General features: G+C 68.5%; 24 protein-coding genes. 2 read left to right on the forward strand and 22 right to left on the reverse strand.

The window, feature by feature from the left end:
* On the forward strand, positions 1-552 hold the full coding sequence (locus tag AAFF27_00245; protein ID XAH23655.1) for a cytochrome b/b6 domain-containing protein: 552 nt from the start codon (positions 1-3) through the stop codon (positions 550-552).
* Here the strand turns inward: AAFF27_00245 and AAFF27_00250 are convergent.
* Entirely contained in the window at positions 539-1,858 is a 1,320-nt protein-coding gene (locus AAFF27_00250) for an Nramp family divalent metal transporter (protein XAH23656.1), read from the reverse strand. The genes AAFF27_00245 and AAFF27_00250 overlap by 14 nt on opposite strands.
* A gap of 75 nt (positions 1,859-1,933) precedes the next feature.
* Here AAFF27_00250 and mntR point away from each other — a divergent pair, with 75 nt between their 5' ends.
* Entirely contained in the window at positions 1,934-2,401 is a 468-nt protein-coding gene (gene mntR / locus AAFF27_00255; protein XAH23657.1) for a manganese-binding transcriptional regulator MntR, read from the forward strand.
* 84 nt (positions 2,402-2,485) lie between these two features.
* On the opposite strand, the gene AAFF27_00260 is transcribed toward mntR, so the two are convergent.
* The 21 genes from AAFF27_00260 to AAFF27_00360 all read right to left on the reverse strand — a co-directional run bounded on the left by AAFF27_00260 (position 2,486) and on the right by AAFF27_00360 (position 25,993).
* Positions 2,486-3,571 (reverse strand): YncE family protein, encoded by a 1,086-nt coding sequence (locus AAFF27_00260; GenBank protein ID XAH26345.1) that lies wholly within the window; start codon positions 3,569-3,571, stop codon positions 2,486-2,488.
* Positions 3,572-3,755: 184 nt separating this feature from the next.
* Positions 3,756-4,517 (reverse strand): creatininase family protein, encoded by a 762-nt coding sequence (locus AAFF27_00265; GenBank protein ID XAH26346.1) that lies wholly within the window; start codon positions 4,515-4,517, stop codon positions 3,756-3,758.
* A gap of 252 nt (positions 4,518-4,769) precedes the next feature.
* On the reverse strand, positions 4,770-6,155 hold the full coding sequence (locus tag AAFF27_00270) for an FAD-binding oxidoreductase (GenBank protein ID XAH23658.1): 1,386 nt from the start codon (positions 6,153-6,155) through the stop codon (positions 4,770-4,772).
* Positions 6,156-6,283: 128 nt separating this feature from the next.
* Positions 6,284-7,087 (reverse strand): ABC transporter permease, encoded by an 804-nt coding sequence (locus tag AAFF27_00275; protein ID XAH23659.1) that lies wholly within the window; start codon positions 7,085-7,087, stop codon positions 6,284-6,286.
* Between the two features lies 1 nt (position 7,088).
* Positions 7,089-7,916, reverse strand: coding sequence for an ABC transporter ATP-binding protein (locus AAFF27_00280; protein XAH23660.1), 828 nt, complete (start codon positions 7,914-7,916; stop codon positions 7,089-7,091).
* A 182-nt stretch (positions 7,917-8,098) separates the two neighbouring features.
* Positions 8,099-9,082, reverse strand: a complete 984-nt coding sequence (locus AAFF27_00285) for an ABC transporter substrate-binding protein (GenBank protein XAH23661.1) — start codon at positions 9,080-9,082, stop codon at positions 8,099-8,101.
* 70 nt (positions 9,083-9,152) lie between these two features.
* The gene (locus tag AAFF27_00290; protein ID XAH23662.1) at positions 9,153-10,004 is read right to left on the reverse strand and encodes a creatininase family protein; all 852 of its coding nucleotides are present in this window, start codon (positions 10,002-10,004) and stop codon (positions 9,153-9,155) included.
* A gap of 171 nt (positions 10,005-10,175) precedes the next feature.
* Entirely contained in the window at positions 10,176-10,622 is a 447-nt protein-coding gene (locus AAFF27_00295) for a RidA family protein (GenBank protein ID XAH23663.1), read from the reverse strand.
* A complete protein-coding gene (locus AAFF27_00300; protein XAH23664.1) occupies positions 10,619-11,875 on the reverse strand; it encodes an amidohydrolase family protein in 1,257 nt (418 codons plus the stop codon). Before AAFF27_00300 ends, AAFF27_00295 begins: the two co-directional genes overlap by 4 nt.
* A 743-nt stretch (positions 11,876-12,618) precedes the next feature.
* Positions 12,619-13,284 (reverse strand): TetR family transcriptional regulator C-terminal domain-containing protein, encoded by a 666-nt coding sequence (locus AAFF27_00305; GenBank protein XAH23665.1) that lies wholly within the window; start codon positions 13,282-13,284, stop codon positions 12,619-12,621.
* Positions 13,285-13,423: 139 nt separating this feature from the next.
* The gene (locus tag AAFF27_00310; protein ID XAH23666.1) at positions 13,424-14,758 is read right to left on the reverse strand and encodes a biosynthetic peptidoglycan transglycosylase; all 1,335 of its coding nucleotides are present in this window, start codon (positions 14,756-14,758) and stop codon (positions 13,424-13,426) included.
* Entirely contained in the window at positions 14,710-15,285 is a 576-nt protein-coding gene (locus AAFF27_00315; protein XAH23667.1) for a hypothetical protein, read from the reverse strand. The genes AAFF27_00310 and AAFF27_00315 overlap by 49 nt, the downstream gene beginning before the upstream one ends.
* Positions 15,278-16,174, reverse strand: a complete 897-nt coding sequence (xrtQ, locus tag AAFF27_00320) for an exosortase Q (GenBank protein XAH23668.1) — start codon at positions 16,172-16,174, stop codon at positions 15,278-15,280. Before xrtQ ends, AAFF27_00315 begins: the two co-directional genes overlap by 8 nt.
* The gene (locus AAFF27_00325; protein XAH23669.1) at positions 16,171-18,234 is read right to left on the reverse strand and encodes a VIT and VWA domain-containing protein; all 2,064 of its coding nucleotides are present in this window, start codon (positions 18,232-18,234) and stop codon (positions 16,171-16,173) included. The genes xrtQ and AAFF27_00325 overlap by 4 nt, the downstream gene beginning before the upstream one ends.
* 179 nt (positions 18,235-18,413) lie before the next feature.
* Positions 18,414-19,847, reverse strand: a complete 1,434-nt coding sequence (gene creC / locus AAFF27_00330) for a two-component system sensor histidine kinase CreC (GenBank protein ID XAH23670.1) — start codon at positions 19,845-19,847, stop codon at positions 18,414-18,416.
* A gap of 709 nt (positions 19,848-20,556) precedes the next feature.
* Positions 20,557-21,300, reverse strand: a complete 744-nt coding sequence (gene creB, locus AAFF27_00335) for a two-component system response regulator CreB (GenBank protein XAH23671.1) — start codon at positions 21,298-21,300, stop codon at positions 20,557-20,559.
* Positions 21,301-21,318: 18 nt separating this feature from the next.
* Positions 21,319-22,062, reverse strand: coding sequence for an aspartate/glutamate racemase family protein (locus AAFF27_00340; protein ID XAH23672.1), 744 nt, complete (start codon positions 22,060-22,062; stop codon positions 21,319-21,321).
* 7 nt (positions 22,063-22,069) lie between these two features.
* Complete coding sequence (locus AAFF27_00345) at positions 22,070-22,789, reverse strand: GntR family transcriptional regulator (protein XAH23673.1); 720 nt, start codon at positions 22,787-22,789, stop codon at positions 22,070-22,072.
* A complete protein-coding gene (locus tag AAFF27_00350; protein ID XAH23674.1) occupies positions 22,786-23,667 on the reverse strand; it encodes an ABC transporter permease in 882 nt (293 codons plus the stop codon). The genes AAFF27_00345 and AAFF27_00350 overlap by 4 nt, the downstream gene beginning before the upstream one ends.
* Before the next feature lie 2 nt (positions 23,668-23,669).
* Positions 23,670-24,566 (reverse strand): ABC transporter permease, encoded by an 897-nt coding sequence (locus tag AAFF27_00355; GenBank protein XAH23675.1) that lies wholly within the window; start codon positions 24,564-24,566, stop codon positions 23,670-23,672.
* A 155-nt stretch (positions 24,567-24,721) separates the two neighbouring features.
* Complete coding sequence (locus AAFF27_00360; protein XAH23676.1) at positions 24,722-25,993, reverse strand: PotD/PotF family extracellular solute-binding protein; 1,272 nt, start codon at positions 25,991-25,993, stop codon at positions 24,722-24,724.
* Positions 25,994-26,024 lie beyond the last annotated feature (31 nt).

The raw sequence follows: 26,024 nt of genomic DNA on the forward strand, positions 1-26,024 counted from the left end.
ATGCAGCGCGTTTGGGACCGGCCCGTGCGCCTGCTGCACTGGAGTCTGGCGGCCTCGGTTGCTGCTGCCTGGCTGATCGGCGAAGAGCAGTTGCCCTGGCACGAGGCCGCAGGCTATACGGCGCTGGCGGTGGTTGCGGCGCGGCTGCTGTGGGGTGCTTGCGGCAGCCGCAGTGCGCGCTTCACATCATTCATGCGCGCGCCGGCCGCCACCTGGCGCTATGCGCTGCAGGTCTGGCGCGGCACCGAGCCGCGCTACCTGGGCCACAACCCGCTGGGCGGCTGGATGGTGCTGGCCCTGCTGGGCTGCGTGGCCGCGGCCAGCGTGACGGGCTGGCTCTACACCACCGATATGTTCTGGGGCATGGCCTGGCTGGAGCTGCTGCACCGTGGCCTGGCGTGGGGCGTGCTGGTGCTGGTGGCGCTGCATATCGCCGGCGTGCTGTTCACCAGCCTGCGCCACCGCGAGAACCTGGTGGCGGCCATGCTGTCGGGCCGCAAACGCAGCGGCGCGCCAGAGGCGGTGGACGCAGAGGAAATCACGCGCCCGTGAAGATGTCGAACAGCAGCTTCAAGTTCAGCACCACGATCACGGTGGCAATGACCCAGGCGATGGCGCTCAGCCAGCGCGGCGTGATGAACTTGCCCATCAGCTTGCGGTCGGAGACAAAGCGCACCAGCGGGATCACGGCAAAGGGCAGTTGCATGGACAGCACCACCTGGCTCAGCACCAGCAGCTTGGCCGTGCCTTTTTCGCCGTAGAGCATGGTGACCACCACCACCGGCACGATGGCGATGCCGCGGGTGATCAGGCGGCGCGCCCAGTCGGGCAGGCGCATGCGCAGAAAGCCCTCCATCACGATCTGGCCGGCCAGCGTGGCGGTGACGGTGGAGTTGACGCCCGAGGCCAGCAGCGCCACCGCGAACAGGGTCGAGGCCAGGCCTACGCCGAGCATGGGCGAGAGCAGGTGGAAGGCTTGCTCGATCTCTTCCACATCGGTGCGCCCGGCCTGGTGGAACACGCTGGCGGCCATGATCAGGATGGCGGCGTTGACGAACAGCGCCAGCGTCAGCGCAATGGTGCTGTCGGCCACCGCCCAGCGAATGGCCGATGCCCGGCCTTCTTCGTTGCGCTCGTAGGCGCGGGTCTGCACCACGGAGGAGTGCAGGTAGAGGTTGTGCGGCATCACGGTGGCGCCGATGATGCCGATCGCCAGGTACAGCGCCTCGGGATGGGTCACCACCTCGGCGCGCGGGATGAAGCCGGCCAGCACTTCGCGGACGGGCGGTGAGGCCAGCAGCATCTGGATGGCGAAGCAGCCGAAGATCACCAGCAGCATGGCGATGATGAAGGCCTCCAGTGCGCGAAAGCCGCGCCGCATCAGCAGCAGCACCAGGAACACATCGACCGCGGTGATGATGGCGCCGATCACCAGCGGAATGCCAAACAGCAGGTTGAGCGCGATGGCCGTGCCAATCACCTCGGCCAGGTCGCAGGCGATGATGGCGGCCTCGCAGGCCAGCCACAGCGCCAGGTTGACCGGGCGCGAATAGCGCGCGCGGCAGGCCTGGGCCAGGTCCAGGCCGGTGGCAATGCCCAGGCGCGCGGCCAGCGCCTGCAGCACCACGGCCATCAGGTTGGACAGCAGGATGACCGACAGCAGCATGTAGCCAAACTTGGAGCCGCCGGCGATGTCGGTGGCCCAGTTGCCCGGGTCCATGTAGCCGACCGAGACCATATAGCCCGGCCCCAGAAAAGCCAGGAAGCGGCGCAGCCAGCCACTGTTGGCCGGCACCGGGATGCTGCCGTTCATTGCGCCCAGGCTGGGCGGCGGCGCGGTGTCGCGCACTTGGTTCATCGAATGGGTCCTGCCCGAAGTCCGGGCGATCGAGAGGCGCTAATATAGCCCAAGCTATAAATTGGAGCACCCGCGATGATGGTGACAAAGAAGAAGAGCCCCCCGCCCGCACCGCCCCGGCTGGTGGAGGCCGATATACATGTCGAAGGCTTCCGGCAGGTGCGTGAGGCGCACCGGCTGGAGCTGGTGGAAGACTATGTCGAGCTGATCGACGACCTGATCCGCGACGGTGGCGAGGCGCGCCAGGTGGACATTGCGGCGCGCCTGGGCGTGGCGCAGCCGACGGTGGCCAAGATGCTGGACCGCCTGGGCGAGGCCGGCCTGGTGGTGCGGCGGCCCTACCGCGGCGTGTTCTTGACCGAAGAAGGCGTGGCGATTGCCACGGCCAGCCGTGCGCGGCACCGCATCGTCGAGGACTTTCTGCTGGCCCTGGGCGTGGACGAAGACACCGCGCGCCGCGATGCCGAGGGCATGGAGCACCACGTGAGCGAGGCCACGCTGGCGGCCTTTGCGCGCTTCATGAAGGCGCAGAAGGCACGCTGATACCAAGTTATCAAGCGGCGCTCATCCGAAAAGAACAGCTCAGGGCGAACGGCCTGAGCGCGAAACCGCGTAGAACAGCAGCGACTACCGCATATTGCCGGTATGCCCCAACGAATACCGCCCCGGCTGCGGCCAGACGGTAAGCCCGTGTGGCTCGGCGCCGACGGGGATCTTGGTGATCTGGCCGCTGCGCGTGTCGATGTCGTAGACCACGTCGTCGAAGCGGCCGGATAGCCACAGGCGCGTGCCGTCGGCGCTGACGTTGCCCATGTCCGGGCTGCCGCCGCCGGGGATCGGCCAGTTGGCGACGACCTTGCGCGTGGCGAAGTCGAACACCGAGATGCTGCCCGGCCCGCCGCGCTTGCCGTGCACCTGGTGCGAGCCACGGTTGGCCACGTAGAGCTTGCTGCCGTCGCGGCTGGGGTAGAGGCCATGCGTGCCGGGGCCGGTGGGGATGAAGCCGACTTCCTTGAAGGCGTCGCCGTCGATCTCGAAGATGCCGTCGGCCATCATGTCGGCGACGTAGAAGCGGCTGCCGTCGGGCGAGACGCGGATGTCTTGCGGCATGCCGCCGGCCGAGAGCTTGATGTAGCCCAGCACCTTGTGATCGACCATGTCGATCTTGACCAGGTGGCCACCGAATTCGCAGGTGAAGATGGCGTAGCGGCCGTCGATGGCGAAGTCGGCGTGGTTGATGCCGGCGCAGTTGGGCGTGCTGAGCGAGAACTGCAGCGCCATGCTGTGCGGGTCGCGGAAGTCCAGGCGCTTCAAGGCCTCGGCGACGACGATGGCGTGCTTGCCGTCGGGCGTGAAGTACATGTTGTAGGGGTCGTCCACCGGCACCGGGGTGCCGGGCTTGCCGGTGAGCGGGTCGATCGGCGTCAGGCTGCCGTCCTTCTTGCCCTCGGCGTTGTTGGTGACCCAGAGCGTCTTCAAATCCCAGGACGGCACGATGTGCTGCGGCGAGCGGCCGACCTTGAACTTATCCACAACCTTGCGCGTGGCCGGGTCGATCACGTAGACGTCGTCCGAGCGCAGGTTGGGCACGTAGATGCGCGGCAGCGCGCCGGCCACGGCCGGGCTCAGCAGCTTGGCGCCGGCGGTGCTGTAGAGGTTGCGCGCGTCGGGCACCGGCGGCGTGCCGGGCAGGACTGGGGTGACCTGTGCCATGGCGGCGCCGGAGAACAGGGCGGCGGCCAACAGCGTGGCGCGGAAGAAGGGTGGGCAGGCAGGCTGCATCGAAAGCTCCATCACAGAAAAAAGTATCAGTTATTCATGGCGCCAGAAACACCGTGGAACCGGCTTTGCCAAGGGGGTTGGCGAAGACGCGAAGCGCGAAGCCTGGGGATGAGCTTCATTTGATGTCGCGGCGCAGGGCGGCGACGGTGTCGTGCACGATCAAGTCCACGCCACGCTGGCCGAGCGCGGCAGTGGCGCGACGCGGGTCGCCGCCGTAGACGCCGTCGGCCGCGCCGGGCTTGGGCGCATTGCGCAGGCTGCGTACCGCATCAGGCGCGACCGCCAGTTGCAGCGCGGCGTCGGCCAGGCCGGCGTGGGTGCCGATCTCGTCGTCACGGAAGCCCTGCTGGCGCAGGATGGCGTTGAAGCCGTCAGAGCTGGCGCGGTAGTACTCGGGCGGCACCAGGGCCTGGGCGCTGCCGGCCCAGCGCCGGTTGAGCTGCGCGGCGGCGCGCTCCACGCTCTTGCGGTAGCCGCCGTGGTCGCCCAGAAACACCACATGGCGCATGCCATGCACGCGCAGGCTTTCGGCGGCGGACATCAGGGTTTGCACAAAGACTTCTTCCGGCACGGTGATGGTGCCGGGAAAGCGCATGTGCGAGGTGGGCGGTGCGGTGTTGCCCTCGGGCACGTAGGCGACGACGGGCGCCAGCAGCGCATGGCCCAGCGCCTCGGCGATCTTTTGCGCGATGGCGCGCACGCGCTGGTTGTGCTTGCCCAGTGCAATGAAGGGGCCGCTTTGCTCGACGCCGCCTATGGGCACGATCAGCGTGGTGCTGCCGGCCTGGATGCGATCGCGCAGTTCGGGCCAGGTGAGGTCTTCGAGCCACACGCTGGTGGGGCCGGCGTTGCTGGCATCAGCCTGCGTGGCGGCCATGGCCGGTAGCGCGGCCAGCCCGCCGGCGGCCCCCAGCAACTGCCCCAGGGCGGCACGCCGTCCCTTACCTACAACCGCCATTCCCGCTCCTCGCCGCTGCACTGCGCAAACCGAAAGCAGCGATTGGACAAGAGCTTTGGCGTGGTTCCGGGGGCAACTTGTAAGCTTTGGTGCGCTGCCGAATAGGAATTTGAATAAAAAATGCCTCTAGCCCAGGCGTGACCTGGGCTGATAGCTATAAAAACAGTAGCTTCAGGCGGCGCGGGCTTGCGGCTGCTGCTGTTCCCAGCCGCGCAGCTTGCCCGGGTTGAGCAGGCCTTGCGGGTCGAAGCGGCGCTTCATCTCCAGCACGGCGGGGTTGAGCTGGCCCTGCTTGCCGTCTTCGACGATGTAGACATGCGGGTTGTTGACGTGCACGCCGTGCTCGCGGTGGATCTGCATGATCTGCTCCAGCCGCTCTTCGGTGCTGAAGCGCACCAGTTGCAGGCCGCTGCAGGTGAGGGCGCCGTCCTTGGTGCGCAAAAACTCCAGGTGCATCAGCACCTCGCCGCCCAGCGCCTGCTCCAGCGCCAGCACTTGCTCGCGGTAGCGCGCCGGGTCGAAGCCGGTCTGCAGGTAGGTCAGCGTGGGGTCGACCTTCATCGCATGCAGGGTGGTGTGGTTCCAGGTGTATTCCAGCAGCGTTTTTTTGCCGGCGCGTACCTCGTCGGCATCTTTGCGGTAGCTGATGCGGCCGCCGCGCGCGGCGACCATTTCCTGCGCCGTGGATTCAGACTGCGGCGCGATGGACAGCAGCAGCGCGTGGCCGCCGGCGGGCAGCCATTCGGCCAGCGAGGCCATGTAGTCGGGCACTGGCGCGCCGAGGAAGCACACCTCTTTCTTGCTGATGCCGGGCGCCGCGGCCAGCGCACTGGCGCAGTCCAGCGCGGCGGCGTAGCCGGCATCGCCGGCGTCGAACAGCGCGATGCATTCGGTCCAGGGGGTGACCGGCGCCAGCGCCACTTCCAGCTCGAGCACGATGCCGTTGGTGCCGTAGGTGTGGTGCAGCAGCATGGCCTCGGCGCCGCGCAGCTCCAGCACGCGGGGCTCGGGCTCTACCGTCATCACGCGCAGGCCCAGCACGTTGCCGGGCGCGGCCAGCGGGCCGTAGGTGATCGAGCCGGCGCCGCCAAAGCCGCCGCCAAACAGCCCGCCCAGCGTGGCGCTGCGAAAGGTCGAGGGCAGCCAGCGCAGCTCCCAGCCGTGCGGCCGGGCCTCGTCGTCAAACGCCGCCAGCCGGATGCCGGCCTGCGCCCGGCCCACGCCATTGCGCACCCAGCCAAAGCCGTTGTAGGCCGATAAATCCAGCACCAGCCCGCCCTGCAGCGGGATGCACTGGCCGTAGTTGCCGGTGCCGCTGCCGCGCACGGTGATCGGGATGCCCTCTTTGGCGCAGGCGGCCACCACGCTGCGGATCTCGGCCTCGGTGCGCGGGCGCACGGCGATGTCGGCGCGCTTGTCGGCCAGCTGGCGCTTGAGCACCGGGCTGTACCAGGCGAAGTCTTGCGACAGGCGTGCCACGCGCGAGGCGTCGACGATCCAGTCGGCATCGGGCAGGGCGTCCTGCAGGCGTTCCACGGGGGTGGCGGTGATGGTCATGCGGTGTCTTTGGCGGAGTGGGTCATGCGGTTTGCGGCCCAAATAGAAACCGTTCGCCCTGTCGAAGGGGCTCCCCGGCTTCGACAAGCTCAGCCCGAACGGATTTTTTGAGTGAGCGCAACTTGGTATCAGTCATGCGATTGCTCGCTGGCGTGCCAGGAGCCGAGCGCGCGGCGCGTGGCCCAGGCCATGGCGGCGAACAGCGCCACGCCGGTGAGCGATATCAGCAGCAGCGCGGCAAACATGCGCGGGATGTTGAGCTGGAAGCCGGCCTGCAGGATCTGGTAGGCCAGGCCGGCGCCGCTGCCGCCGGTGCCGGCGACAAACTCGGCCACCACCGCGCCTATCAGCGACAGGCCGCTGGAGATGCGCAGCCCGCCAAAGAAGTAGGGCAGCGCGCTGGGGATGCGCAGGCGCACCAGTTGCTGCCAGCGCGTGGCGCGGTTCAGGCGAAAGTAAGCCTGCAGATCCGGGTCGATGCTGCGCAGGCCCAGCGTGGTGTTGCTGATGATGGGAAACAGCGCCACCAGCGCGGCGCAGATCACCATGGACAGCACCGGGTCCTTGACCCAGATGATGATGAGCGGCGCCACCGCCACGATGGGCGTGACCTGCAGCAGCACGGCGTAGGGAAACAGCGCGGTCTCGATGCGCCGGCTCTGCACGAACAAGAAGGAGATCAGCACGCCGACCACGGTGGCCGCGACAAAGGCCAGCAGCGTGATCTTCACCGTGACCCACAGCGCCAGGCCCAGCGGCGCCCAGTCGGTGAACAAGGTCTGCAGCATCAGCAAGGGCGAGGGCACGAGGTAGGGCGGAAGATCAAACCCGGTGACCAGCGCCTGCCACAGCACCAGCAGCACGGCGCCGACCAGCAGCGGGTAGACGATGCGTTGCACGCGTGGCTGGTGCAGCAAGGGGGTGCGGCTCATCTCAGTGCTCCTCAGCACTTGCGCGCAGGAGGCTGTCTTGCAGCGCTTTTGCGTAGCGCGCGAACTCGGGCGAGACCATGAAGTCGGCACTGCGCGGGTAGGGCGCATCGATGTGGAACTGCTCGACCACGCGGCCCGGGCGCGCGGCCATCATCACCACGCGGCTGCTGAGGAACACCGCCTCGTGGATCGAGTGCGTAACGAAGATGACGGTGAGCTTCTTGCGCTGCCACAGCTCCAGCAGATCCGAGTCGAGCTTGTGGCGCGTGATCTCGTCCAGCGCGCCAAAGGGCTCGTCCATCAGCAGCAGGTCGGGCTCGGTGACCAGGCCGCGCGCGATCGATACGCGCATCTGCATGCCGCCCGACAGCGCACGCGGCAGCGCGTTGGCAAACTTGGCCAGGCCGACCAGGGCCAGCGCATCGGCCACGCGCGCGTCTGCCTCTTGCCGCGGCACGCCGGCCAGGTCCAGCGGCAGGCGCACATTGCTCTGCACGCTGGCCCAGGGCATGAGCGTGGGCGACTGGAAGACGAAGGCCAGCTTCTGCGCGCAGTCATGGATTTGCGCCACCGGCTTGCGCCACAGCAGCAGGCGGCCGTCGCTGGGTTCGAGCAGGCCGGCGACCATTTTCAGCAGCGTGCTTTTGCCGCAACCGGATGGGCCAAGCAGGGTGACGAACTCGCCCTCGGCGATCTTCAAGTCCACCGGCTGCAGGGCCTGGGTGCCGTTGGGGTAGGTCTTCTCGACGGACAGACATTCGACGGCGGGAATGCCGGTGGGCGGCAGCTTGGGCGGTGCGGCCAGCGTGGCGGCTTCTGCGGGGATCATGGGTGCCTTTCGATGGGGGCACGGGAGCGGGGCTCCCGTGGTTTTAGGGCGTGGTGGGGGACTTGGGGCGAATGCTGTTCAGCTGATTCCGTTCGCCCTGAGCTTGTCGAAGGGCTGGTCGCCGTGGGGGCGGGGCTTCGACAGGCTCAGCCCGAACGGAGGAGTGAACGGGGCCATCACTCTCAGGGCATGACCTTGACGTCCTTGATGAAGGCCGTGGTGTAGGTCTTGCTGACATCGACCTTGGCCGGGTCGATCAGCTTGGCGCTGACCAGGAAGTCGTAGCTGGCCTTGCTGCGCGCTTCGGTGATGGTGCCTATGCCCTGCGTGGCGGCGTCGCCGCCGGTGATCATGCGCATCTCGTTCAGCTTGGCGACGCTGTAGGCGAGCTGCTCATCCGTCATGTTGGGGTTGTCTTTTTTGATGAGGGCGTTGGCCGGCGCCGGGTCTGCCAGGTAGCTCTTCCAGCCTTCTGCAGAGGCTTTGACGAAGGCGGCCACGGCCTTGCTGCGGTCCTTCAGGGTCTTGTCCATGCAACTGATGGTGGTGGCGTAGGCGGGGTAGCCCTGGTCGCTGAACATCAGCACATTGGCCTTGACGCCGGCCTTCTGGATGGCGAAGGGCTCGGAGGTGAGGTAGCCCTGCTGCGCGGTGTTCTTGTCGGCGACGAAGGGCTGGATGTTGAAGGTGTAGGGCCGCGTCTGGTTGTCGGTGAAGCCGTACTTGGCCTTGAGCCAGGGCCAGAAGCTGAGGTTGGCGGCCTGGCCTATGAGCAATGTCTTGCCCTTCAGTTGCTCCAGGCTGGTGACGTCTTCATGCGCGATCAGCACCTGCGGGTCTTTCTGGAAGAAGGCGGCCACGGTGGTGAGCGGCACGCCGCCTGCGCGCACCTGCATCACCTGCAGATCGCTGGAGCCCATGACGCAATCAGCCTGGCCGGCGGCGACGATCTGGATGGCGTTGACCTGCGGGCCGCCCATCTTGATGCTGACGTCGAGCCCGGCCTTTTTGTAGAGGCCGGTGGCCAGTGCCTGGTAGAAGCCGCCGTGCTCGGCCTGGGCGTACCAGTTGGTCATGTAGACGAACTTTTCATCGGCCTGCGCCGCGCTGGCGGCAGCCAGTGCAAGGGCGAGAAAGCCGAGGCGGGAAGCGGTGCGGATGCGCATGGTGGGGCCTTTGGTGGAGCGTGGGTGGAAGGGGTTGCGCGGGCAATGCAAGGACTGCGCCGACAGGTGTTCAGGCGGTCTGGATGAAGCCGGCGTGGTGGCCGCGCTCCCAGGTGGCTTCTTCGCGCACCACCCAGCGCAGCGCGTGCAGCTCGGTCAGCACCTGCACCCAGCTGGCGGCCAGGGTCTCCAAGATCTCCATACCCTGCTCGCGCGTGGCGGTGGTCGGGTCGCCGATCACGCCGCTGGGGCCGAAGTCGCGCGCGGTCCAGGCGCAGGCGGGGCGGCCGTCGGGCGACAGCAGCTTGATCGGGAAGGGCGGCGGAAAGTTGGCTGCGGCGCGCTCCATGTGCACGGTGTCGGGCGCCAGGGCCAGCATCAGCGCGGTCTCTGAATGGCCGGCGTGCATGGCGAGTTTTTTCTCTTGCTCGCTGATCTGCCCGCCCGATGCATTGGGCAGGCGCGATACGCCGTGCGGTATCACCACGAAGTCGCCATGGCGCAGGCGCAGCTCGCGCGCGGCCATCTCCAGCACCTGGGGCTGGCCGCCGTGGCCGTTGGCGAACACCAGCTTGCGAAAGCCGGCGCGGTAGACCGATTCACCAATCTCCACCATGGTCGACAGCAGCGTGGTGCCGGTGAGCGTCATGGTGCCGGGAAAGTGCAGGTGCTCTTCGGACTTGCCGTAGGTGATGGGGGCCATGGCATAGGCCGGCACGCTGGCCGGCAGCAACGCCAGCGCGCGGCCGATCACGCCGGAGGCGATGACGCTGTCGACCGAGCAGGGCAGGTGCGGGCCGTGCTGCTCGATGGCGCCGCAGGGCAGCACGATGACGGTGTTGGCGCGGTCTGGCAGCGCATCGACATCGGTCCAGCTGAGGTAGGGCAGGAAGCGGTGGGGCGGGGTGTAGCCGTGGAGCATGGGAGTCTTTCGGTATCAGTTATGCATGGCGCTGCGCCGACCACAGAGAGGCACCAAAGGCCGCGGAGCAGGCCATGCCAGGACATCCGCGGAACCGGCTCTGCCGGGCCGCTGGATGTGCCCCCTGCAAGGGGGTTGGCGAAGACGCGAAGCGCGCAGCCTGGGGGTGTTTCATTTGCGCGGGATGTGGGCGGTGGCTTCGACCTCGATCAGCACGTCGGCCGTGGGCATGAGGCCGCTGACCTCGACCACGGTGGAGGCCGGCGGCTCGCCCGGGAAGAACTGGCGGCGCACCCGGCTGTAGAGCGGGAAGTGGTCCAGGTTCTTGAAGTACTGCACCAGCTTGAACACATCAGACATCTGGCCGCCGGCGGACTCGACGGTCTGGCGGATCAGGTCCAGCACCATCCAGCTCTGCGCCAGGATGGGGCCCTCTTTGATGTCGCTGGAGAACTCGCCGGTGCGGCCTATGCGCTCGGCTGCCTCGGGCGGGATGTCGGCATAGCCGCGCACGATGCGGGCGGCTTCGGGATCGACCGGGATCACGCCAGAGAGATAGACGATGTCGCCTACGCGGCGGTAGGCCGAATAACGCGCAAGAGGTTTGGCTCCGCTCATGTGGGAACTCCTTCATTGATGGGCCGGCCCGCGCGCAAAACGGTACGCGGCTGCGTGCGCGAGGGGAAGCCCCAGCTGTCGGCGGCGGTGAAGATGAGCAGGTCGGCGGCATCGCCCACCTGCAGCGGCAGGCGGCCCGGCGTGCGCGTGAGCCAGTCGCTGCGGCACAGCGCGTCGGTCCAGCGGTCAAAGGGCTGATCCAGCTGCGCGGCGAGTACGCCCGCGGCCAATGACTCCAGCGGGTCGTAGCTGCCAACGGGGCAGAACGGGTCTTGCACGTTGTCGCTGGCGATCAGCAGCGGGATGCCGCGTGCGCGCGCCTCTTTCACCAGCGTGAGGCCGCGCTGGCGCGGGCTGCGGCCGGTGACGGCGTCTTGCAGCAGCAGGTTGGTGAGCGGCAGGGTGACCAGGGTGATGGGCGCCTGCGCCACCGCGTCGAGCACGGCCAGCGCCTCGGCCTCGGGCTTGGCGGCCAGCGCGCAGGTATGGCCGCAGACGGCGCGGCCGGCGTAGCCGCTGGCCTTCAGGTGGCGCGCGATGGCGGCCAGGCCTTGCGCGCCGGGGTGCAGCTCTTCGTCCACATGCAGGTCCAGGTCCAGGTCGTGGCGCGCGGCGGCATCGAGCAGATGCGCCAGCGCCTGCGGGTCCCAGTTGTGCGAATGCACGAAGCCGCCCATCACGGCGCCCGCGCCGCTGCTGGCCACGCGGCGCGCCAGTGCGTCGGCGGTGGCGGCGTCGGCATAGAGGTAGAGCGGCACCAGGGTGACCCGCTCGATGGCGATGCGGCCACGCCATTCCTCGGCCAGCTCGCGCAGCACGTTCCACGCGACCGGCTCGGTATGCGGCTCCCACCAGTCGCAGTGCGTGCGCAGGCGGGTCACGCCGGCTGCGTAGGCCCATTGCAACGCCTTGGAGGCGCGCGCATGCACGTCGGCCGGCGTCCAGTGCTGGCGGTCGGCCATCATGGCCTCGATGGCGCCTAGCAGGCCGGGTTTGACTGCGCCCATGCGCGGCAGGGTGAAGGATTTGTCCAGGTGGGTGTGGGCGTCTACCAGGCCTGGGAGCACGGGGGCGCCTTGCAGGTGCTGTACGGCGTCACCCGTGGGTGTGTGCTGTGCGGGAACGATGCTGGCGATGCGGCCTTGGGTGATGTGGATGTCTGCCAGGGCGGGCTGCGTGCCCTGGCTGGGCCAGGTGGTGGGGAGCAGCCATTGGGGGAGGCGGGCTTGGTGGAGGAGGTGGGCTTCTCTCATGGGCGGCCTGCCCCTGGCTTGGTGGTTTGCTTGCCTTGCTGGCGGCGGGTGCCGGAACTCGCCCCGGCGGGCGACCTACTTTGTCTTTGCTTCGCCAAAGAAAAGTAGGCAAAAGAGAGGCGAGCCGAAGTCAGGGGCCCTGCGCTGCTCGGCCCTGCCAACGGCGTGGGACAGCCTGAACATTCAACAGCCGGCCCCCACCCCAGCCCTCCCCCAGCGGGGGAGGGAGTAGTACAAACGGGCCGAGCGCAGCGATGGCCCGACTGGCTATCCGGGGTCCCCTCTGTGGCGTCGAGGAGCGGAGGAGTCGGCAGGTTGCCCGCAGCGCAGCGGAGGGACGGCGAGGACTGTTTGAGCGAAGCGAGTTCCGCAGCCGCCTGCCGACTTCGAGCACCGCAGAGCAGTCCGGCAAAGCCGGACCGCCACAGCGGGGTCGCCCTTTCTTTGGTGACTTTCTTTCGGCGACGCGAAAGAAAGTTACTCGCCCGCCGGGGCGAACTCCCGGCACCCGCCCTCCGCAGGAGACGCAATCCCCTCATACGAACCGCCCCATCTCCCACTCGCCACAGCGCAGCACAGGCGCGCCGTGCTGCCCAGCGTAGCAACGGGCATCAACCAGCCGGCAGCAAAAAACGAATACGCGCATCTTTGACCATTTGATTTGATCGAACGGTCAGATTTACGCAAAGGCCGTGCCAGCCTGGTGCGGTGGCCGCGCCAGCGGCGGCCGGAGGGCGCGCGCCTCAGTCTGGTGCCAACCCGCAGAGCAGCAGCACGGAATTGGTGATCTGGCGCGCGATGGGGGCGCGGTCTATGGGCGCGTCGGGCGGCAGGCGCAGCATCACGCGCGCCTGCACGCCGTAGTCGGCGTAGTGCTGGGTCATGGCCCAGATCTGCATCAGCAGCAGGCGGGCGTCCACCGGCTGGATCAGGCCGCGCTGTATCCAGCCCTCGATCAGGCGCACCTTCTGGTCGGTGGAGGCAAGCGCGCGCGGCCAGTACTTGTCCAGGTGGGCACCGCCGGCCAGCAGCTCGCCGGTGAAGATGCGCGACAGGCCGCTGTTGTCCAGCGCGTAGTCGAGCTTCTTCTGCACGTAGTTGCCCAGCACGCGCTTGGGGTCGGGGTCGGTTTCGTCGAAGGCGAAGGCGTGGGACCAGCCTTCCAGAACGGACCCCAGCAGGTCTTCGTACAGCTCGTCCTTGCCGGGGATGTAGTAGTGCAGTTGCGGCTTGGTCAGGCCGGCGCGCTCGGCGATGGACTGGGTGGACGCGCCGCGCAGGCCGTGCAGGCTGAATTCCTCAATGGCCGCCTCGCGGATCGCCGCCAGGATGCGGTCGCGGCCCAGGCGCCTGCGTGGCGCGGCAGGGGCATCGGGCGTATCGGCTGTGGGCGTGGGCGGTGTCGTCAAGGCAGGGCGGCGGAGCTGGGGCAGTGCGGAATTTAAGCACGATGCCTGCCGGGGCCGGCCCGAACGGGGAATTTATAGAAAAAGTGCCTCTAACCCAGGTGCAGCCTGGGCTATTAGCTATAAAAAACAGAGTGCCGCATCAAGGCGCAGCAGGCACAGCCCAGGCCGGCGCCTGCTGCAACTGCGCCAGCAGCGCGCGCCGCTGCGCGGGGCGGATGCCGCGCACGCCCTCGGCCACCCAGCGGGCGCGTGGCAGGTCGATGTGGCCGTCTTGTGCCCAGCGGCTGGAGGCGGCGCCCGGGTTGTGCAGCATGGCAGCCAGCCACACCGCCTGGGCCGGGGCCAGCGTGCGGGCGCTGCGGCCAAAGTAGCGCTGCGCGGCGGCCTCGGCGCCGCACACGCCGGCGCCCCAGGGCGCGTTGTCCAGGTACAGCTGCAGCACGCGCGCCTTGCCCAGGGTGCGCTCCATCTCTACCGCGTAGAGCAGCTCGCGCAGCTTGCGCTGGGCGTCGCGCTCGCTGCCGGTGAGCAGCAGCTTGGCGAGCTGCTGGCTCACGGTGCTGCCGCCGCGCACGATGTCGCCGCGCGCCTGGTTGGCCTCGAAGGCGGCGCCCAGCTCCACCAGGTCATAGCCGGGGTGTTCGAAAAAGCGCTGGTCTTCTGCGGCGATGACGGCGCGCGCCAGCCAGCTGTCATTGCCCAGCCCGGCGGAAGGCCCGCAGGCGCTGTGCGCGCCCAGCAATGCCTCGGTGCCCAGGCCTTCGACCGTAAAGCCCTGCACCTCCGGCCGCATTGCCAACTGCCGCTGCGGCAGGCTGAGCCGTGCCTGCAGCGCCATGCTGCCGGTGATGCGGGCCTGGCGCAGTTCGGGCAGGCCGGGCGCCAGCACCGCATACCAGTTGGCGATGGGCGTGGCCGGCACGGCGGCCTCGATCTGCAGGTCTTGCTGCGTCAGCTGGCCGTGCCAGTTGGCCTGCAGCAGCGGGCCGGGCGTGGCGGGCGCGGCCTCCAGCGTGCCGCTGAGGCGGTCGTCCAGCGCGCGCCGCACCGTCAACCGCAGCCGCGCCAGCGGCACGGCTTGCGCGCCCAGCGCGGGCAGGGCCACGCGGCAGGGCGCGCATTCCAGCGACAGCGTGCGCGTGGGCGCGTCCCAGCCCAGCAACACGCTGCCGTGGCGGGTAGCGATGCGGCGGCCATCCAGCCAGGGCGCGAACCAGGGCGTGGTGGCCAGGCGCAGCGCGCTGGGCACGCCGATGTCGATGCCGCCGACCGGCGCCGACCATTCGCCCGCAGCCGGCGCATGCAGGCGCAGGCCGAGGAACAGCAGCACCACCACGCCCACCATGGCCACCAGCACAGCAAAGGCCACGCCGGCCGCAGCCAGTGCGCGTAGCACCTGGGCAGCGCCCCGCAGCAGCAGCGCTTTCACAGCGGCCCCCGCGCCAGCGGCGTGGCCACGGTGACGGCCTGCCATGGGCCGGTGGATTGGCCTGCGGCGGCGGACCAGTACCAGGCCGAGGTGTCGGTAAAGGCCGTGCCATCAGCGGCCTCTATGCGCTCGCACACCTGCAGCGCCGCGCCGGTGCCGTGCTGCGCGGTAAAGCAGCGCCACAGCCGCTGTTGGGCGTCTTGCTGCAGGCGCTCGGCGTTGATGCGATAGCCCAGCGCGCGGTAGCAGTCGGCGGCTGGGTGCAGCATGCGCGTGGGCGTGCGCACCTGGCGCAGCACGAACACGCGCTGGCCATCGGTCATGCGCGCCAGGGCGCCGGGAAAGCGCTCGGCAAAGCGCTGCTCCACCGCGCCCAGTGCCAGCGGCCGCAGCGCAGCGCCGTCCCAGCTCGATGGCCATTCATGAAAGCTGTCGGCCGTGGCGACAGGGGTGGGCGATTGCCGCAGCGCCTGCGCCGTGCCCCAGGCCAGGCACAGCGGCAGCACGATGGCGCAGGCGGCCTTGCAGGCCACGCGGTGGGTGAAGCTGTTGGGCAGCCAGCGCTCAAGCATGATGGCCTCCGTAGGTGGTGAAGCGTGGGGTGGAGAAAGCCGGCAGGCGCTGCCCGGCCATGGCGCGTGCTATGCCGCCGCAGACCAGGGCCAGCAGCAGCAGGCCCAGCGCCTGGTGCGCCCAGGGCGCGAGCGGCTGGCCCGCGCCTTCGGCCGCCACCAGCAAGCTGTTGCGCAGCACATTGCCCAGCAGCACCAGCACGCCCACCACCGGCAGCCGCGCCAGAAAACTGCGGCCATCGCGCTGTGCCCATAGCGCCACGGCGCAGGCGCTGAAGTAGCCGAGCCAGGCCATCTGCACGCCGGAGCAGGGCGCATCGACGATCACCATGCGGCCATCGACCAGCAGCGTGCTGCCTTCGCGCAGCACCGTGAAGAAGGGCGCGAGCAGCCAGCGGCTGGCCTCGGCCGTGAGCACGCGCAGCGGGTAGCCGGCGTAGAACTGCAGCGACGACAGCAGCGGCAGCGCCAGCACGGCCAGCCCCACCACCGGCAGCGCCGGCACGCGCTGCACGCCATGCGTGGGCACAAAGGCCAGCAGCCCGCAGGCCAGCGCCAGCACCGACAACAGGCTGGTGAGCAGCGCCGGCAGCGCGCCACGCGTGGCCGTGGCCAGCACGGTGCCGGCCAGCGCCAGCAGCAGCCAGCCCAGGCGCGGCGATACGCGCAGCACGTGGCGGCGCTGCACCACCAGCACGGCCAGCGTGGCGAGTGCCAGCAGGCCGAGCGGGTCATCCGAGCCGTCGACCAGGCGCCGCGCCATCCAGGCCCAGGTGGGCGTGAGGGCGGCGGCCAGCAGCGCCAGCCATTGCCAGGCCGGTGCGCGGTCCAGGCGGATGCTCCAGTCGAGCAGGCGCGGGTGGCGCTGGGCGAGTTTGACGAGGGTCATGCGAGCCTCCGTGGGTCTTGCCGGCGGGCGCGGCGGCGCAGCATGTAGAGCATTGAGACCACCAGCGCCATGGCGCCCCAGACTTCTGGCTCAGGCGTGCCGGGCACTTCCGCGCCCACCGCCAGATCGCTCACGCCCTGCGGCATGGGCGAAGGCTGGTCCACGCTGGTGCTGTTGTTTGCAGCGTTGCGCACGACCTGGTCCACCGCGATGAAGCTGGTGTACTGCGTGAGCAACTGGTACTGCAGGCCCAGATCAGTGATGCGCTGGCGCCAGGCGTCGCCGCCTTCCAGCGCTTCTTGGTCTGACAGGCTGGCGATGCGGTGGCGTGCCCACAGCGCGCGCAGGGCCGATGCATCGGTGCGCACGGCGCTGGCGGCATCGAGCGACTGGCTGAAGGGCCCGCTGGCGCCGAGGCCTTCGATGACCACGCGGCCCTTGGGCTCGCCGCGCCACTTGCCAAAGACGATCACCGGGCGCTCGCCCAGCACGTCGGGCAGCGCGGCGGGCTCCACGTCGTAGACATCCAGGCCTTCGAACTTGGCCTTGACGCTGGTCAGCACGGGGGACTCGACCATGCGCCGAAAGCGCGCGGCCTGCTCGGGCGCCTGCACCGGGTCGGTGATGACGAAGGGCTCGCCCATGCCGGCGCGGGCCAGGCCTTCGATCAGGCTGCGGTTGACGGAGGAGCCGATGCCAATCGCAAACAGGTTGGCCTGCGACAGGTTGCGGCGCACCAGCTCGAAGGCTTCGCGCTCGACGGTCACATAGCCATCGGTTACCACCACCACGGTGCGCGAGACGTCGGGCGATTTGGGCTCGGCATAGACGCGCTTCAGCGCCGGGATCAGCTCGGTGCTGCCGCTGCCGCTGTAGTTCTGGATGGTGGCCAGGGCCTGGTCGATGTTGGCGCGGGTGGCGGGCACCGAGTGCGGCGACAGCATCTTGTTGCTGCCCGAGAACAGCAGCACATTGAAGCTGTCGCTGGGCCGCAGGCCGCCGATCAGGCGCTGCAGCGTGGCCTTGGCCGTGTCCAGCGGAAAGCCGTGCATGGAGCCCGAGATGTCCACCACAAAGATGTAGTCGCGCGGCGTGATGGCGCTGGCGGCCACGGCCTGCGGCGGCTCGACCATGGCGAGGAAGAAGTTCTCTGCGTGCTCGCCCTGGCCCGGGTAGAGCATCAGGCCGGATGCGATGCGGTCGCCGGCCAGGCGCCAGTCGAGGATGAAGTCGCGGTCATTGGCCGGGCCGGCGTTGCTGGCCAGTGCGATGTCGGCATGGCGGTCACGGTCGGTCTTTTGCACATCGAGTGCATGGGTGCGCGAGCGGATCTCTTGCAGGCCCAGCGGCGTGTCGAGCGCGACATGCAGCTTGAACGCGGCAGGCGATGCCACGCCGGCACGCAGCGTGGGCTGCGCCACCCACTTTTCACCTGCGCTTTGTGATTGCGGGCTGTTGTAGCGTGGGCCGACCACGGTCGGGAACACGAACTGGTACTGGCCGCGATCGGGCACCAGCAGCTCGGTGTAGCGCAGCTCCACCTTCACGTCGTCGCCCGGCAGGATGTTGGCGACATTCATCTGGAACACGTTGGGCCGTTGCTGCTCCAGCAACGCGGCGGTCTTGCCCTCGCGCTGGGCGGCGGCGTATTCGATGCGCGCCTGTTGCTTCTCGCGGATCTGCGCGGTGATGAGGCGGTCGGCCAGGCGCACGTTGAGGCCGTTCACGGCGGCGCGGGTGGAGCCCGGGAACACATAGCGCGCCTCGATCGGCCGTGTGCCTTCGTTGCGGTAGTGCTGGGTGACGGTGACGTCGGCGATCACGCCGGAGACACGCACCTCCACCTCGGTGCCCTTGAGTGGCAGCCGGTCTACCGAAGGGTCGTCGCTGGCGACGAAGAAGTAGGGGCTCTCGGCGGTGGTGGCGGACGGTGCCAGCTCCTGCGCGCCGAGCGGGTTCGCGCTCATCGCCAGATAGCAGACGGTGGCGGCGCCCAGGGTGGCGATCCAGAGCCGGAAGCTATGGCCCGTGCGCGGGTCGGCGGCTGGGAGGGACGGCATCTTGTTCTTCCTGTGGGGCTGTGCGACGGTGCACAGGTGGCACTGTCGAAGGCGCGCGGGAAGGCAGTAAGAAGCCGGTGTGTGTTGTGTGAAGTGGCTGTGAAGTGCTGCTAATAGCTATGAAAAATATAGCTATAAGCCCAGGTGGGGTATGGGATGGAGGCCTATTTCTCTTGAATTCAATTGCCCGCGCGCAGTGGCAGCGCCAAGGTGGCCAACGCGCCGCCGCCTGGCGCATTGACGAGCGTGATGCGGCCGCCGTGCAGTGCCGCGATCTCGCGCACAAAGGCCAGGCCCAGGCCGGTGCTTTTCTTGCGGCCGCCGGGGCGGGCCAGGGAATAGAACTTCTCGAACACCTTGTCGCGCGCGTAGTCGGGCACGCCCGGGCCGTGGTCGCGCACGGTGATGCGGGCCAGGCGCGCGCCGGGCTCCAGCGCCAGCAGCACCTCGCTGCCAGCGGGCGCGAAGTCGATGGCGTTGTCGAGCAGGTTGCTGACCGCGCGGCGCAGCAGAAACGGGTCGCCCTCTACCGTGGCATCGGCAGGCACGGCGACCAGCACGCGCACGCCGCGCGCGGCGGCCTGGGCACCGGCCGCCACGTCCTGCAGCAGCGGGGCCAGCGCCACGGCCTGGGTCTGGTCCAGCACGCGGCGCGCCTCCAGCGCGGTGAGTTCCATCATGCGGTCGACGATCTCCTGGATACGGCCGGTCTCGCGCGTGATGTTGCCCAGGAAGCGCACGCGCTCGGGCTGCGGCATGGAGGGCTCTTGCAGCAGCTCGGCCGCGCCGCGTATGGCCGACAGCGGCGACTTGACCTCGTGCGTGAAGGTTTGCACATAGTCGGCCACGGTGTTGCGGCCGGTGAAGGCATCGCGCAGTTCGCCCACGGCGGCGCGCAGCATGCTGATGGCCTGGCGCAGCATGCGCACCGGGTGAAAGCCGCGCTGCGTGCGCAGCCAGCGTATGTAGCCAGCCGTGAGGCCAAAGGGCCGCACCAGCCAGATCGAGGCAATGGCGGCCAGCACCGCCAGTGCCAGTGCAGAGCCCGCGAAGACGCCGATGGTGCGCGCGCGCGCATCTTCCACGAACTGGCCAAAGCTCTGCACCGGCTTGCCAACGCTGACCATGCCGACGATCTCGTTGCCCCAGCGGATCGGCGCGCCCACGTACATGACGGCGCTGCGCGGCTCGCTGGCCACGTCGCGCGTGGTGCGCGCGCCGTAGGTGCCCGACAGCGTCTGCCGCACATCGCCCCAGCGCGAGAAATCCTGGCCCATGCTGCGGCCCAGCGAGTCATACAGCACGATGCCGCGCCGGTCGGTGACGTAGAAGCGCAGCTCCACCTGGTCCTTGTGCAGGTTGTAGATCTGCGCGGAAAAGCGCCGCGCGTAGACCGAGCGAAACAGCGGCCCCAGCCGCTGCGTGATGACCGCGCCAGCGACCACATCCTGCTCGACCAGGCTGGCCAGCAACTGCGAGGTTTCCACCAGCGACTCTTCGGCCGACTCGCGGTAGCGCGGATCGATGTCGGCGACGACGCGGTAGAGCAGCACGCCGATGCCGGCGGCGTAGATCAGGAGGATGGCTAGGAAGATGCGGGTGCGGCGGGTCATGCTGGGTTTGCTCCCTGCCACCGCTGTTTCTGTGCCTCTTGCTGAGGGCGGGAGCCGGGACTCGCCCCGGCGGGCGACCTACTTGTTCTTTGCTTCGCCAAAGAAAAGTAGGCAAAAGAAAGGTGAGCCGGAGTCAGGGGCCCTGCGGGCTTCCCTGCGCTGCTCGCGCCGGGCGGGGTATCGCCCAAACTCGCCTGCGGCTCAGACAAGGGCGATCCCTGATCCGCCCGTCGCTGCGCTGCTCGGCCCTGCCAACGGCGCAAGCGGGCAGCCAACAGCCGAACAGCCGGCCCCCACCCCAGCCCTCCCCCAGCGGGGGAGGGAGCAATACCAAACGGCCTAACTTCTCTACTCCCTCTCCCTTTGGGGGAGGGCAGGGGTGGGGGCTCCGCAGGCCGAGCGCAGCGATGGCCCGACCGGTTGTCCCGGGGTCCCCTCTGTGGCGTCGAGGAGCGGAGGAATCGGCAGGTTGCCCGCAGCGAAGCGAAGGGACGGCGAGGACTGTTTGAGCCGCAGGCGAGTTCCGCAGCCGCCTGCCGATTCCGAGCACCGCAGAGCAGTCCGCGCAGCGGACCGTCACAGCGGGGTCGCCCTTTCTTTGGTGACTTTCTTTCGGCGACGCGAAAGAAAGTTACTCGCCCGCCGGGGCGAACTCCCGGCACCCGCCCTCCGCAGGAGTAGCCAGACGCGGGAGTCAGCAAGGCGTCTCTCACAACCTCACCGGCAACTCTTCATGCAACGCATACCCCGTCCCCCGCAAGGTGCGAATCGGCTCCACATCCGGCGCAACGGCCTTGAGCTTGGCGCGCAAGGTCTTGATATGCGCATCCACCGTGCGGTCAAAGCTCTCGCGCGTGTCGTCCCACACCAGGTTCAGCAGCTCATCGCGCGTGAACACGCGGCCGGGGCGCTGCACCAGCAGGCGCAGCAGTCCGTACTCGTAGCGCGACAGGTCCAGCAACTGGCCGTAGTAGCGGATCTGCATGCGCTCGGCATCGACCACGAAGGGCGCGACGGGTGCTGCCGCAGGCTGCGGCGTGGCAGCGGGTGTGGACTGCACGCGGCCGCTGCGGCGCAGGATGGTGCGCACGCGGGCCACCAGCTCGCGCGGGGAGAAGGGCTTGGCGATGTAGTCGTCGGCGCCCAGCTCCAGGCCGACGACGCGGTCGATCTCGTCGCTGCGCGCGGTGAGGAACAGCATCGGCACCTCGGGCCCGCCGGCGGCACGGTTGAGGGCCTGCAGGCGCTTGAAGAGTTCGAAGCCATTGAGGTCGGGCAGGCCGACGTCGAGGATGGCGAGCGCGGGCGGCTCGGCGGTGAACTGGGCAATGGCCTCTTCGGCGGTGGCGCACCAGATGGGCGTGAAGCCGTCGGTCTGCAGCACGTACTGCAGGGTGTCGGCAATGCCGGGCTCGTCTTCGGCGATCAGGATGCGGGGCCGGGTGGTCGTCATGCCCGGATTCTCGCCGTATCAGGGCCGGCCCAGGGACTGCATTGCGGCTGACAGGCCGCTCCATGGCACATCGAAGCCAGCGCTGGCACGTGCGCCGGGCTGGCCACACAGCAAAGCAGCCTGGCGCGCACCGGCGGCCACGCTGTCGATCAGCGGCACGCCCACCAGGGGCTGGATGGCGGCCGCCATGCCGGCCAGGCCGGCGCCGCCAAGGATCACCGCGTTGGCGCCGGTGGCCTGGGCGGCGTCGCGGCAGGCGCGCGCCAGCAGGTGCTGGGCGTGCTCCGGGTTGGCCGCCAGCTCGGCACCGCTGGGGGTGACGGTGTGGATGCCGGCCAGCTGCGGGCCATGGCCCAGGGCATGGGCCAGGCGCTGCAGCATGGGCTCCCAGCGCGCGCCGCCGGTGACGATGGCAAAGCGGCCGTGGGCTGCGGCTTCGATGAAGGCAGCCTCGGCCAGGCCGGTGACGGGCACGCTGGCGCTTTCGCGCAGGGCCAGCAGGCCCGGGTCGCCAAAGCAGCCGATCAGCACCGCACCGGGCTGCGGGCCGGTGTGCTGCGCTTGCCAATCGGCCCAGCAGTCGAGGGCGGCGTGCGCGGCCACGGCGTAGCTGGCTTCGCAGGCGATGTAGGGGGCGCCAAAGCGCGCGGTGGCCGTGTGTACCGTTGCCAGGTCACGGCCCAGGGCTGCGGCGACATGCTGCTGCAGCAGGGCGGTGATCGAGGCGGTGGTGTTGGGGTTGAGGACGAGCAGGTCCTGCATGGGGATGTCAGGCGGCGTGGCCAAAGAGCTTTTCCAGGTCCGGGCCGGTGGCAGCGGGCGGCTCGAAGTGCAGCTGTGCTTCGAGCCGCAGCAGATGGGCGTGCATCAGGCGCGCGGCCTCGCGCGCGTCGCCAAGGCGGATGGCGTCGAACAGCGCGCGGTGCTCGCGGCAGCCGCAGGCGGTGGCTTCTTCGCGCTCGCGGGCGTGGGCCGAGCTGTAGGTCATGAGGACCAGCGAGGTGCGCGATGTCAGGTCGCGCAGGATGCGGCCGAGCGTGGCATGGCCGGAGCGGTCGGCGATCTCCAGGTGGAAGGTGCCGGCGAGCCGGATCGCGCGGCGCATGTCGCCCGCTGCGCGCGCGGCTTCTTCGTCGTCCAGGCAGCGCGCCAGTTGGGCCAGGTCTGCCTTGCTGGCACGGGCCATGAAGTGTTCGACCAGGGTGGGTTCGATCATGCGGCGCACCTCGAACACCTCGCGCGCCTCTTGCTCGGTGGGCTGGGCCACCACCGCGCCGCGGTTGGGCGCCATGGTCACGACCTGCTCGTTGGCCAGCCGCACCAGCGCTGGGCGGATGCGCGTGCGCGAGACGCCAAAGGCGGTGGCCAGGCGGTCTTCCACCAGCTTGGTGCCGGGCGGCAACTGGTGGTCCAGCACGGCGGCGAGGATGCGCTCGTAGATCTCGTCGCTGCCTTGGCTGGCCGCGTTGTCGGTGGCGGCGGATTTCATGTGCGCGCCTTGCCGGCACGGCGGCCCAGCAGCCGCGCCAGCAGCAAGGCCAGCGCCATCACCAGCAGCGACACCACGGTGGTGACGCTGCCCAGGGCGTAGATGGCGGGCGTGGTGACGGTGCTGGTCAGCCCTTGCAGCTCCAGCGGCAAGGTGTTGACGTCGCCAATGGCCTGCGAGGTGCGCGCAATCTCGTCCCACGACAGCGTGAAGCCGAACATGCCTATGCCCACCACCGAGGGCGCGACCAGCGGCAGCACCACGTGCCGAAAGCCCTGCCAGGGCGTTGCGCCCAGGTCGCGCGCGGCTTCTTCGTAGGCCGGGTTGAAGCGGTTGAACACCGCGAACATGATCAGCAGGCCAAAGGGCAGGGTCCAGGTCAGGTGCGCGCCCAGGGCCGAGGTGAACAGGCCCAGCGCGGTGCCGTAGTTCTCCAGCAGGCCGTCGGCGCCCAGGGCTTCGAACACATGTTTGATGCCGGCATCGATCAGGCGGAACTGCAAACCTATGCCCAGCGAGATGATGATGGAGGGCATGATCAGGCTGCCAATGGCCACATAGAACAGCGCGCCCGAGCCAGCAAAGCGCTTGCGAAACGCCAGCCCCGCGCCCAGCGACAGCAGCACGGTGAGCACCATCACCACCGTGCCCAGCGCCAGCGAGCGCTGCAGCGCGGCGGCGATGTCCACCGTGCCCAGGCCTTGCCACAGCTGCGCATACCAGTGCGTGGACCAGCCGCGCATCGGAAAGGTCAGCCCGCCCGAGGGCCCCTGAAAGCTCAGCACGAAGATGGTCGCCACCGGGCCATAGAGAAACACGACGAACAGGCCAAACAACACGGCCAGGGGCCAGAAGCTGCGGGAGCGGCGGCGTGACATGGTCAAAGCTCCTTGCGCAGATCAACCAGGCGGTTGAGCGCGACGACGATCATCAGCACCACCGCCAGCAGCACCACGGCGTTGGCCGCAGCCAGCGGAAACTGCAGGTAAGAGGTCTGCACCTGGATCATCTTGCCGACCGAGGCGATCTGCTGGCCGCCCATCACACCGACGGTGACGAAGTCGCCCATGACGATGGTGAGCACAAAGATCGAACCCACCAGGATGCCGGTGCGTGACAGCGGCACGATGACGTTCCACAGCGTCTGCCAGCCAGAGGCGCCGGCGTCGTCTGCCGCCTCCAGCAGCGAGCGGTCTATGCGCATCATGGAGTTGAAGATGGGCACCAGCATGAACATGGTGTAGAGGTGCACAAAGGCCAGCACCACCGAGAAGCGCGAGAACAGCAGCCACTCCACCGGCTCCTGCACCAGGCCGATGCCCAGCAAGAAATCATTGACCAGCCCGTTGCGCCCGAGCAGCGGCACCCACGAGATCATGCGGATCACGTTCGATGTCCAGAACGGAATGGTGCAGAGCACGAAGAGCGCGGTCTGCATGGCCGTGGAGCGCACGTGGAAGGCCAGGAAGTAGGCAATGGCAAAGCCCAGCACCAGCGTGGCGCCCCAGGCCATCAGGCTGAACTGCAGCGTGGACCAGTAGGTGCGCAGCGCCAGGCAAGGGTCGGCCAGGTTGCTGCAGCCCTCGAACAACGTGGCGTAGTTCTGCACGGTGAAGCCGGGGATCAGTTCGTACTCGCTGGAAGGCCAGAAGCTCACCGCCGCCACCAGCAACAGCGGCGCGATGAAGAAGAACAAAAACACCAGCGCAAACGGCGCCGCCTGCCACCAGGCTTTGATAGCGTGCAGCGGCCGTGATGAAGGAGCAGGTGTGTTCATAGTGCAGAGAATCCGACGTTCGTCCCCAAGGCAAGCGCAGCGAAGCCCCTTCGCAGGACACCGTGGAACCGGCTTTGCCGGGCCACTGGTGTCGCCCCCTCACAGGGGGTTGGCGAAGCGCAGCGCAGCCTGGGGGTCGAATGTGTGGACTGCCTTCAGGCAGCCACAAATTCGTTCCATTTCCGGACCATGTATTCGTTCTCGTCCATCACCGCATTCCAGCAGGCGATGCCGCCCATGCGCTGCTCGTAGCTGCCGCCGTCGCGCACGCTGCCGGCCTTGGCCAGCAGGTCGCCGTTGGGGCTCTTGATGTCCTGGGCGGCGGGCTTGCCTTCCATCCAGTAGGCCCACTCGTAGGCTTCCATCTTGGTTTTGGCGGTGTCGAGCACGGCGCTGTAGTAGCCCTGGCGGTTCAGGTAGGCACCGGCCCAGCCGTCGAGGAACCAGTTGATGAACTCGTAGGCCGCGTCCTGCTTCTTGCCCGCGATCGTGGCCGGCAGGCCAAAGCCGGCAGCCCAGGCGCGGTAGCCTTCCTTCAGCGGCTGGAAGTTGCAGGCAATGCCCTTGGTGCGCACGGCGGTGACGGCCGGGCTCCACATGGACTGGATCACCACTTCGCCCGAGGCCATCAGGTTCACGGATTCGTTGAAGTCCTTCCACAGCGCGCGGAACTGGCCGGCGCGCTTGGCCTCGATCAGGGTCTTGATCGTGAGGTCGATCTCGGCCTTGGTCATGTTGCCCTTGTCGGCGTACTTGTGGATGCCCTTGGCCTCGACCACCATGGCCGCGTCCATGATGCCGATGGAGGGGATGTTGAGGATGGCGGTCTTGCCCTTGAACTCGGGGTTGAGCAGCTCGGCCCAGCTCTCGATGGGGCGCTTGATCAGGTCGGGACGAATGCCCAGCGTGTCGGCGTTGTAGACCGTGGGGATCAGCGACATGAACTGCGTGGGCGACTTGGCAAACACCTTGCTCTTTTCGCCTTCGAGAAAGATCACCTTCTTGGGCGCCGTGCCCTGGTCGCCCACGGCCTTGCCGGCGATGGTGCCGGTGGTGAACAGCGAGGTGATCTTGTCGGCGTTCTTGATGCGCTTGGTGTCTATGCCCTTCAGGTTGCCGGTGGGCACGATCTTCTTGAGCGAGAAGAACTCGGTGTCGATCAGGTCGAAGCTGTTGGGTGCGGTGACGGCGCGCTTGGTGACGTCGTCGGTGGTGACGGCCACGTACTGGATGGTGATGCCGGTGTCGGCCTTGAATTTCTCGGCAATCGCCTTGTCCTGATTCACCGCCGTGCCCAGGTAGCGCAGCACCGGCTTTTCTTGCGCGTGGACAGCGGGCGCGAGGCCGCTGGCCAGGATGCCGGCGGTGCCGGTCAGCAGCGAGCGGCGCTTCAGGCCTGCGGACGGGTGGTCGGTGGTGTCGGACATGGCTAAAGCTCCTCGAACAAAGGTTGGGGGC

The organism is Xylophilus sp. GW821-FHT01B05 (assembly GCA_038961845.1).
GTDB lineage: Bacteria > Pseudomonadota > Gammaproteobacteria > Burkholderiales > Burkholderiaceae_C > Xylophilus.

Coding starts and splice junctions, on each gene's coding strand:
- AAFF27_00245 (XAH23655.1), top strand. CDS start 1: ATGCAGCGCGTTTGGGACCGGCCCGTGCGCCTGCTGCACTGGAGTCTG.
- AAFF27_00250 (XAH23656.1), bottom strand. CDS start 1,858: ATGAACCAAGTGCGCGACACCGCGCCGCCGCCCAGCCTGGGCGCAATG.
- mntR (XAH23657.1), top strand. CDS start 1,934: ATGATGGTGACAAAGAAGAAGAGCCCCCCGCCCGCACCGCCCCGGCTG.
- AAFF27_00260 (XAH26345.1), bottom strand. CDS start 3,571: ATGGCACAGGTCACCCCAGTCCTGCCCGGCACGCCGCCGGTGCCCGAC.
- AAFF27_00265 (XAH26346.1), bottom strand. CDS start 4,517: ATGGCCGCCACGCAGGCTGATGCCAGCAACGCCGGCCCCACCAGCGTG.
- AAFF27_00270 (XAH23658.1), bottom strand. CDS start 6,155: ATGACCATCACCGCCACCCCCGTGGAACGCCTGCAGGACGCCCTGCCC.
- AAFF27_00275 (XAH23659.1), bottom strand. CDS start 7,087: ATGAGCCGCACCCCCTTGCTGCACCAGCCACGCGTGCAACGCATCGTC.
- AAFF27_00280 (XAH23660.1), bottom strand. CDS start 7,916: ATGATCCCCGCAGAAGCCGCCACGCTGGCCGCACCGCCCAAGCTGCCG.
- AAFF27_00285 (XAH23661.1), bottom strand. CDS start 9,082: ATGCGCATCCGCACCGCTTCCCGCCTCGGCTTTCTCGCCCTTGCACTG.
- AAFF27_00290 (XAH23662.1), bottom strand. CDS start 10,004: ATGCTCCACGGCTACACCCCGCCCCACCGCTTCCTGCCCTACCTCAGC.
- AAFF27_00295 (XAH23663.1), bottom strand. CDS start 10,622: ATGAGCGGAGCCAAACCTCTTGCGCGTTATTCGGCCTACCGCCGCGTA.
- AAFF27_00300 (XAH23664.1), bottom strand. CDS start 11,875: ATGAGAGAAGCCCACCTCCTCCACCAAGCCCGCCTCCCCCAATGGCTG.
- AAFF27_00310 (XAH23666.1), bottom strand. CDS start 14,758: ATGGCAGGCCGTCACCGTGGCCACGCCGCTGGCGCGGGGGCCGCTGTG.
- AAFF27_00315 (XAH23667.1), bottom strand. CDS start 15,285: ATGCTTGAGCGCTGGCTGCCCAACAGCTTCACCCACCGCGTGGCCTGC.
- xrtQ (XAH23668.1), bottom strand. CDS start 16,174: ATGACCCTCGTCAAACTCGCCCAGCGCCACCCGCGCCTGCTCGACTGG.
- AAFF27_00325 (XAH23669.1), bottom strand. CDS start 18,234: ATGCCGTCCCTCCCAGCCGCCGACCCGCGCACGGGCCATAGCTTCCGG.
- creC (XAH23670.1), bottom strand. CDS start 19,847: ATGACCCGCCGCACCCGCATCTTCCTAGCCATCCTCCTGATCTACGCC.
- creB (XAH23671.1), bottom strand. CDS start 21,300: ATGACGACCACCCGGCCCCGCATCCTGATCGCCGAAGACGAGCCCGGC.
- AAFF27_00340 (XAH23672.1), bottom strand. CDS start 22,062: ATGCAGGACCTGCTCGTCCTCAACCCCAACACCACCGCCTCGATCACC.
- AAFF27_00345 (XAH23673.1), bottom strand. CDS start 22,789: ATGAAATCCGCCGCCACCGACAACGCGGCCAGCCAAGGCAGCGACGAG.
- AAFF27_00350 (XAH23674.1), bottom strand. CDS start 23,667: ATGTCACGCCGCCGCTCCCGCAGCTTCTGGCCCCTGGCCGTGTTGTTT.
- AAFF27_00355 (XAH23675.1), bottom strand. CDS start 24,566: ATGAACACACCTGCTCCTTCATCACGGCCGCTGCACGCTATCAAAGCC.
- AAFF27_00360 (XAH23676.1), bottom strand. CDS start 25,993: ATGTCCGACACCACCGACCACCCGTCCGCAGGCCTGAAGCGCCGCTCG.